Origin of the sequence: Streptomyces sp. MS19 (assembly GCF_047200595.1) — a bacterium.
Lineage (GTDB): Bacteria > Actinomycetota > Actinomycetes > Streptomycetales > Streptomycetaceae > Streptomyces.
In genome coordinates this window covers 45,872-54,412 of the sequence record NZ_JBJZOH010000036.1, presented here as the reverse complement: position 1 = coordinate 54,412, position 8,541 = coordinate 45,872, and the positions used below count along the sequence as shown (strand labels likewise).

6 protein-coding genes are annotated in these 8,541 nt (G+C 73.0%); all 6 read left to right on the top strand.

Features of this window, described 5'->3' with window-relative positions; all coding sequences use genetic code 11:
* The first annotated feature begins 346 nt into the window (after nt 1–346).
* The 6 genes from ACL02R_RS24855 (at nt 347) to ACL02R_RS24830 (ending at nt 8,474) form a co-directional block, all read left to right on the top strand.
* Nucleotides 347–1,582: an ammonium transporter gene (locus ACL02R_RS24855; RefSeq protein WP_412799189.1), complete on the top strand. Its 1,236-nt coding sequence runs from the start codon at nt 347–349 to the stop codon at nt 1,580–1,582.
* Complete coding sequence (locus ACL02R_RS24850) at nt 1,579–1,917, top strand: P-II family nitrogen regulator (RefSeq protein WP_362968243.1); 339 nt, start codon at nt 1,579–1,581, stop codon at nt 1,915–1,917. Before ACL02R_RS24855 ends, ACL02R_RS24850 begins: the two co-directional genes overlap by 4 nt.
* Before the next feature lie 186 nt (nt 1,918–2,103).
* On the top strand, nt 2,104–4,581 hold the full coding sequence (locus tag ACL02R_RS24845; RefSeq protein WP_412799188.1) for a [protein-PII] uridylyltransferase: 2,478 nt from the start codon (nt 2,104–2,106) through the stop codon (nt 4,579–4,581).
* A gap of 120 nt (nt 4,582–4,701) precedes the next feature.
* Complete coding sequence (gene ffh / locus ACL02R_RS24840) at nt 4,702–6,231, top strand: signal recognition particle protein (protein WP_412799187.1); 1,530 nt, start codon at nt 4,702–4,704, stop codon at nt 6,229–6,231.
* Between the two features lie 67 nt (nt 6,232–6,298).
* Nucleotides 6,299–7,723, top strand: a complete 1,425-nt coding sequence (gene proS / locus ACL02R_RS24835; protein ID WP_412799186.1) for a proline--tRNA ligase — start codon at nt 6,299–6,301, stop codon at nt 7,721–7,723.
* Between the two features lie 151 nt (nt 7,724–7,874).
* Nucleotides 7,875–8,474, top strand: coding sequence for a hypothetical protein (locus tag ACL02R_RS24830; RefSeq protein WP_412799185.1), 600 nt, complete (start codon nt 7,875–7,877; stop codon nt 8,472–8,474).
* Nucleotides 8,475–8,541: the final 67 nt, after the last annotated feature.

Genomic DNA, 8,541 nt, shown 5'->3' with positions numbered 1-8,541 from the left:
TCCCCCCCCCCCCCCCCCCCCCCCCCCCCCCCCCCCCCCCCCCCCCGGGGCCATGCGGTCCGCGCGGCCGGTTTCCGCCGCCGCGCGGCGGGCCGGCGGCGGCCGGAGCAGGTGCGGGACACCGTAGCCCGGCGGGACAGGCGCGACGATCCGCTTCATGAGGGCGTAACACGCGCTATGTCATCGTCACCTACGTGAAACAAGTGCGGCCATCGACCGAAACGGCCCTCCGAAACGCTGTGGCGAATCCTGACCCGACCGAAAACATGCCCGCACGGGTCGTCGTTCTGAGGAGACGTCCACTTTGATTCCTGAGGAAGTGCAGTCATCGACCAATATCGCCTTCGTGGTCGTCAGTGCCGCGATGGTGATGCTCATGACTCCTGGTCTCGCCTTCTTCTACGGCGGCATGGTCCGGGTCAAGAGCGCGCTGAACATGCTGATGATGTCCTTCATCTCGCTGGGCATCGTCAGCGTCCTGTGGGTGCTCTACGGCTTCTCGCTGACCTTCAGCGAGACGAGCACCAGTCCGATCCTGGGCAATCTCGACTTCATCGGATTCCAGGACATCACCGTGGACCAGGGTGAGCTGCTGGCGTTCGCCGTGTTCCAGCTGATGTTCGCGATCCTCACCCCGGCGCTGATGAGCGGCGCACTCGCCGACCGGGTGAAATTCTCCGGCTGGGTCCTCTTCGTCTTCCTGTGGGTGACGGTCGTCTACTTCCCGGTCGCGCACTGGGTGTGGGCCGCCGATCAGGGCTGGCTGTTCAACCAGGGCGTGATCGACTTCGCCGGCGGTACCGCCGTCCACATCAACGCCGGTGCCGGCGGCCTCGCCGCGGCCCTGGTGGTCGGCAAGCGCATCGGGTTCAAGAAGGACCCCATGCGCCCGCACAACCTGCCGATGGTCCTGCTCGGCGCGGGCCTGCTGTGGTTCGGCTGGTTCGGCTTCAACGCGGGCTCCGCCCTGTCGCCGAACGGCACCGCCGCGATGATGGCGCTGAACACCCAGCTCGCCACCGGCGCGGCCGTTCTCGGCTGGCTGATCTACGAGCGCATCCGCCACGGCGCGTTCACGACCCTCGGCGCCGCCTCCGGCGCGATCGCCGGCCTGGTCGCGATCACCCCGTCCGGCGCCAACGTCAACCCGATGGGCGCCGTCCTGATCGGCATCCTCGCCGGTGCCATCTGCGCCTGGGCCGTCAGCCTCAAGTACAAGCTGGGCTTCGACGACTCGCTCGACGTGGTCGGCGTGCACCTCGTGGGCGGTGTCGTCGGCACCCTGCTGGTCGGTTTCCTCGCCACCGAGGGCGCGGGCTTCGAGCAGTTCGGCAAGCAGGCGCTCGGCGCCTTCTCGGTCATGGGCTACTCCTTCGTCGTCACCTACCTGATCGCGCTCCTGGTGCAGAAGACCATCGGCTTCCGCGCCACGGAGGAGGAAGAGGTCGCGGGCCTCGACCTGGCGTACCACGCGGAGACCGGGTACGACTTCAGCCAGACCGGCACCGGTTCCGTACCGGCCGGCGCAGTCCCCGGTGCCGCCGGCGCGGCGGTCACGGGTGAGAAGAAGGTGGACGCATGAAGCTCATCACCGCGGTGATCAAGCCGCACCGGCTCGACGAGGTCAAGGACGCGCTCCAGGCGTTCGGCGTGCACGGCCTGACCGTCAGCGAGGCCACCGGCTACGGCCGCCAGCGCGGCCACACCGAGGTCTACCGGGGCGCGGAGTACACCGTCGACCTGGTCCCGAAGATCCGCGTCGAGATCCTCACCGAGGACGACGACGCCGAGCAGATCATCGACGTCGTGGTCAGGGCGGCCCGCACCGGCAAGATCGGTGACGGCAAGGTCTGGAGCCTCCCCGTCGAGACCACCGTCCGGGTCCGCACCGGCGAGCGCGGCCCCGACGCACTGTAGGCCCGACACCCCGGGGGGACACCCCAGGGCACTCCTCGGAACCGGGCGCCACCGAGCCGGTCGCGGCAACCGCCGCGACCGGCTCGGGCGCCCCCCACCGCCCCCCACCGCCCCCCGCCCGGCCCCGCACCGGCGAACCCCCCGCACCGGCGAACCCCCCGCACCGGCGAAGAAGGGCACCACCGCATGACGGCGGAGACGACACCCACCAGCGGCGGCTACGCGGCCGCACGCCTGCGCCTCCTCACCGCGGACGGCCCCACCGGGCGCCCGCGCCGCGCCGAACTCGCACGCCTCACCGACACCTGGCTCGCCGGACTCCTCGCCGAAGGGCCGCGCCCCGGCCGCGTCGCGCTCGTCGCCGTCGGCGGCTACGGCCGCGGGGAGCTCTCGCCGCGCAGCGACCTCGACCTGCTCCTCCTCCACGACGGCACCGCCTCGCGCCAGGAGATCGCCGCACTCGCCGACCACCTCTGGTACCCGGTCTGGGACCTCGGCATCGCCCTCGACCACTCGGTCCGCACCCTCCCCGAGGCCCACGAGACCGCCGCCGCCGACCACAAGGTCCACCTCGGCCTCCTCGACGCACGCCACATCGCGGGCGACGGTGCCCTCACCGCCGAACTGCGCACCGCCCTCCTCGCCCAGTGGCGCGCCCAGGCCCCCGCCCGCCTGCCCGAACTGCACGAGATGGGCCGCGAGCGCGCCCGCCGCTTCGGCGAGCTGCCGTTCCTCCTCGAACCCGACCTCAAGGAGGCACGCGGCGGCCTGCGCGACGCGACCGCCCTGCGCGCCGTCGCCGCCTCCTGGGTCGCCGACGCGCCCCGCGAGGGCCTGGAGGCGGCCCGCAGCACCCTCCTCGACATCCGCGACGCCCTCCACCTCGCCACCGGGCGCGCCACCGACCGCCTCGCCCTGGAGGACCAGGACCAGGTGGCCAAGGCGCTCGGCCTGCTGGACGCCGACGCGCTCCTGCGCCGCGTGTACGAGGCGGGCCGCACGATCGGCTACGCGTCGGACGTCACATGGCGCGAGGTCGGCCGCGTCCTGCGCGCCCGGTCCGCGCGCCGCCGCCTCCGTACGCTCCTCGGCTCCCGCACCGCCCGCCGGCCCGAGGAGGAGCGCACGCCGCTCGCCGAGGGCGTCGTCGAGCAGGAGGGCGAGGTCGTCCTCGCCCGCGCCGCGCGCCCCGACCGCGACCCGGTGCTGCCGCTGCGCGCCGCCGCCGCGGCGGCCCAGGCGGGGCTGCCGCTCGCCCTCCCCGCCGTGCACGCCCTCGCCGCCGCCGACGCGCGGCTGCCCGTGCCCTGGCCCGCCGAGGCGCGGGAGCAGTTCCTGACCCTGCTCGGCGCGGGCCCCGACACCGTGCCCGTCTGGGAGGCCCTCGAAGCCGCCGGGATCGTCACCAAGCTCCTGCCCGACTGGGAACGCGTCCGCTGCCGCCCGCAGCGCAACCCCGTGCACCGCTGGACCGTCGACCGGCACCTCGTGGAGACCGCCGTCCGCGCGTCCGCGCTGACCCGCCGCGTCAGCCGCCCCGACCTCCTCCTCGCCGCCGCCCTGCTGCACGACATCGGCAAGGGCTGGCCCGGCGACCACAGCGTCGCGGGAGAGACCATCGCCCGCGACATGGCGGCCAGGATCGGCTTCGGCCAGTCCGACACCGAGACGCTCGCCACCCTCGTACGCCACCACCTGCTGCTGCCCGAGACGGCGACCCGCCGCGACCTCGACGACCCGGCGACCGTCGCCCACGTCGCCAAGACCGTCGGCGACCCCGTCACCCTGGAACTGCTGCACGCCCTCACCGAGGCCGACGCCCTGGCCACCGGGCCCGCAGCCTGGTCCGGCTGGCGCGCCTCGCTGATCGCGGACCTGGTCGCCCGGGTCGCGGCGACCTTCGAGGACGGCGGAACGGCCCGCGCCGTCCCGCCGGTCCCCACCGTCGCGGCCGAACGCCTCGCCGTCGAGGCCTCCCGCACCGGCTCACCCGTGCTCGCCCTGCTGCCGCGGCCCGAGCGGGGCCCGGCCGCCGGAGGCGGCGCCGAGGACCCCGCGACCCAGGACGAACGGGACGCGGACGCCGGCCCTGAGCCCGTCGGCGTCGAGCTGATCGTCGCCCTCCCCGACCAGCCGGGGGTCCTCCCCGCCATGGCCGGTGTCCTCGCCCTGCACCGCCTCACCGTCAGGTCCGCCGAACTGCGCTCCACCGATCCCGCGGGCCAGGGGCCCGTCCTGCTGCTCGACTGGCGCGTGGCCGCCGAGTACGGCTCCCTGCCCCAGGCGGAACGCCTCCGCGCCGACCTCGTCCGCGCCCTCGACGGCTCGCTCGACATCGCCGGACGCCTCGCCGAACGGGAGGCCGCGTACCGCCGCCCGCGCCGCCGCCTGCCCCAGGCGCCGCCGCCGCGCGTCACCGTCGCGCCCCTCGGCTCGCGGCTCGCGACCGTCATCGAGGTCCGCGCCCAGGACGCCCCCGGGCTGCTCCACCGCATCGGGCAGGCCCTGGAGACGGCGGGCGTCTCCGTCCGCAGCGCCCACGTCAGCACGCTCGGCGCCAACGCCGTGGACGCCTTCTACGTCACCGGGCCGGACGGCGCCCCGCTGCCCCCGGACGACGCCGCCCGCCTCGCCGCCGGGATGGAGCGCGCCCTGGCCGCCTGAACCCCGCCACCGGCGGGCTGACCGTTTCCGTGCGGGGCGGATAGGCTGGAGGGCACCGTTCCCCCAGCCGACCCGATGCTCCCCGAGCGTTCCCCCGACCTCTAAGGAACAGTCAGCGCCGTGTTCGACACTCTCTCCGACCGCCTTGCGGCAACGTTCAAGAACCTCCGCGGCAAGGGCCGTCTGAGCGAGGCGGACATCGATGCCACGACGCGTGAGATCAGGATCGCGCTGCTGGAGGCCGATGTCGCGCTGCCGGTCGTGCGCGCGTTCATCAAGCAGGTCAAGGAACGCGCCCTCGGCGCCGAGGTCTCGAAGGCGCTGAACCCCGGCCAGCAGGTCGTCAAGATCGTCAACGAGGAACTGGTCGGCATCCTCGGCGGCGAGACGCGTCGGCTGCGGTTCGCGAAGACCGCGCCGACCGTCATCATGCTCGCGGGCCTCCAGGGCGCGGGCAAGACGACCCTGGCCGGCAAGCTCGGCCGCTGGCTGAAGGGCCAGGGTCACACCCCGCTGCTCGTCGCCTGCGACCTCCAGCGCCCCAACGCCGTGAACCAGCTGTCCGTCGTCGCCGAGCGCGCGGGCGTCGCCGTCTACGCGCCCGAGCCGGGCAACGGCGTCGGCGACCCCGTCAAGGTCGCCGAGGACTCGATCGTCTTCGCGCGCGACAAGCAGTACGACGTCGTGATCGTGGACACCGCGGGCCGCCTCGGCATCGACGAGGAACTGATGCGCCAGGCCGCGGACATCCGCGATGCCGTGCGTCCCGACGAGGTCCTCTTCGTCGTGGACGCCATGATCGGCCAGGACGCGGTGACCACCGCCGAGGCGTTCCGCGACGGCGTCGGCTTCGACGGCGTGGTGCTTTCTAAGCTCGACGGCGACGCGCGCGGCGGCGCGGCCCTGTCCATCGCGCAGATCACCGGCCGCCAGATCATGTTCGCCTCCAACGGCGAGAAGCTGGACGAGTTCGACGCGTTCCACCCCGACCGGATGGCCTCCCGCATCCTCGGCATGGGCGACGTCCTCAGCCTCATCGAGCAGGCGGAGCGCACGTTCTCCCAGGAGGAGGCCGAGAAGCTCGCGGGCAAGCTCGCCAAGGGGCCCAAGGAGTTCACCCTCGACGACTTCCTGTCCCAGATGGAACAGGTCCGCAAGATGGGCTCCCTGTCCAAGCTGCTCGGCATGATGCCCGGCATGGGCCAGATGCGCGAGCAGATCAACAACCTGGACGAGCGCGAGGTCGACCGCACCGCCGCGATCATCAAGTCCATGACGCCCGCCGAGCGCGCCGACCCGAAGATCATCAACGGCTCGCGGCGCGCCCGTATCGCGCGCGGCTCCGGCGTGGACGTCTCCGCCGTCAAGGGCCTCGTGGAACGGTTCTTCGAGGCGCGCAAGATGATGTCCCGCATGGCCCAGGGCGGCGGGATGCCCGGCATGCCCGGCATCCCGGGGATGGGCGGCGGCGGCAAGCGCAAGGGCAAGCAGCAGCAGAAGCGCGGCAAGGGCGCCCGCAGGTCGGGCAACCCGATGAAGCGCCGCGAGGAGGAGGCGCAGCGCGCGGACGGCACCTTCGGTGCCACGGGCGCCGACCCCTCCGACTTCGAACTGCCCAAGGAATTCCGGGACATCCTGCCCCCGAAGTGACGCTCCCGTACGGGGCGCGCGGACACGGATTCACGCTCGGACCGCCGCGCCCCGTACCATCTCCGCCATGGCAAAGGCTCCCGTACTCACCCCCCAGGCGGATGACTTCCCGCGCTGGTACCAGGACGTGATCAGCAAGGCGGAACTGGCGGAGAACGGCCCGGTGCGCGGCACCATGGTCATCCGGCCGTACGGGTACGGCCTGTGGGAGCGGATGCAGGCGGAGCTGGACGCGCGGATCAAGGCGTCGGGCGCGCGCAACGCCTACTTCCCCCTCTTCATCCCCCAGTCGTACATGACCAAGGAAGCCGAGCACGTCGAGGGCTTCGCCCCCGAGCTGGCGGTCGTGACGCACGGCGGCGGGAAGCAGCTGGAGGAGCCCGCCGTCGTGCGGCCCACCTCCGAGATGATCATCAACGCCTCGTTCGCCCGCTGGGTGCAGAGCTACCGCGACCTGCCCCTGCTGATCAACCAGTGGGCCAACGTGGTCCGCTGGGAGATGCGGCCCCGCGTCTTCCTGCGCACCACCGAGTTCCTCTGGCAGGAGGGCCACACGGCGCACGCCACGTACGAGGACGCGCGCGACTACGCGGCGCACATCCACCGCGAGGTCTACCACGACTTCATGGAGAACGTACTGGCCATCGACGTGGTACCGGGCGTCAAGTCCCCCTCCGAGCGCTTCGCGGGCGCCATCAACACCCGCACGCTCGAAGGCATGATGGGCGACGGCAAGGCCCTCCAGATGGGCACCAGCCACGAGCTGGGGCAGAACTTCGCGCGCGCCTTCGACACTCGCTTCCTCTCCCGTGAGGGCAGCCGCGACCTGGTCTGGCAGACGTCCTGGGGCGCCTCGACCCGCATGGTCGGCGGCCTGATCATGTCGCACGGCGACGACAACGGCCTGCGTATCCCGCCGCGCCTCGCCGCCGTCCAGGCCGTCGTCCTCGCGATCAAGGACGACCCGGAGGTCCTGGAGACCGTCCGCAGGCTCGGTGCCGCGCTGGCGGACGCCGGTGTCCGCGTCGAGGTGGACGACCGCACCGACACCCCCTTCGGCCGCCGCGCCGTCGACTGGGAGCTGAAGGGCGTCCCGGTCCGCGTCGAGGTGGGTCCGCGCGACGTCGCGGCCGGTACCGCGATGCTCGTCCGCCGCATCCCCGGCGGCAAGGAGCCGGTCGCCCTGGACGCGCTGCCGTCCCTGCTGCCCGGCCTGCTGGAGGAGGACCAGGCGCTGCTGCTGCGCCAGTCCCGTGAGCGCCGCGAGTCCCGTACGAGCGACGTGCGGACCGTCGAGGAGGCCGTGGAGGCCGCCGCGGCGGGCGGCTGGGCGCGCCTGCCCTGGTCCGAGGTGGGCGAGGAGGGCGAGAAGCGGCTCGCGCAGGACGCCGTCACGGTGCGCTGCCTGGTCGGCGCGGACGGTTCCGTGCCCGAGGCGGTCGACGGGGAGGTCCCGCCCGGCACCCTCGCCGTCGTCGGCCGCTCGTACTGACGCGCGGGTCCCGCCCGCCGGACCCCCGGCGGGCGGGGCGTACGCCCCGGGCGCGCGGCGGCGGAATGAAGCCGAACTGACTGGTAAGTGCAAATTCGGGGACTTGACCCGGAATCGGAACACCCCGGGGGACTCGCTCGTTAGGTACGACGTGAGCACGACACCACCAGTTCTCGCCGCCGAGCTGGCACACGCGTGGGCCGACATTCAACGGCACCACCCGGAGCTGCCGGACCTGGCCGCCCCCGAGTCCCTGATCGGAGAGTCGTCGTCCGCCTGCGGCTCCGAGCTCTCCTTCGAAAGGCTGCTGCACGAGGCCGTGCACGGCATCGCCGCCGCGCGGGGTGTCCGGGACACCTCGCGGGCCGGGCGTTACCACAACAGACGGTTCCTCGCGATCGCCGAGGAGCTGGGTCTCGAACACGTCGAGGACCCCCACCCGAGCAGTGGGTTCTCGCTCGTCGTCATGACGCCGGAGACCCGGCGCCGCTACCGGCCCACGGCCGAGCGGCTGGCCCGCGCCCTGAAGGCGCACAACGTGGCCACCGCCACCGACACCAAGCGCACCTTCCGCGGCCCCGCCGCGCGGCACGGCTCCTCCGGAGGCGGCGTCCGGGTCAAGGCCGTCTGCGAGTGCGGGCGGAACGTCCGGGTCGTCCCGTCCGTCCTGGCGCAGGCGCCCATCGTCTGCGGGGCGTGCAAGAAGCCGTTCCAGATCGTGGAGGCGCTGACCGCGTCGGCACCCCACTGACGTCCTGTGGCACAATGGGCGGCTGAACTCGACAGTCGCACAGGACCCTCTCTCCTCCGGCTGGCGC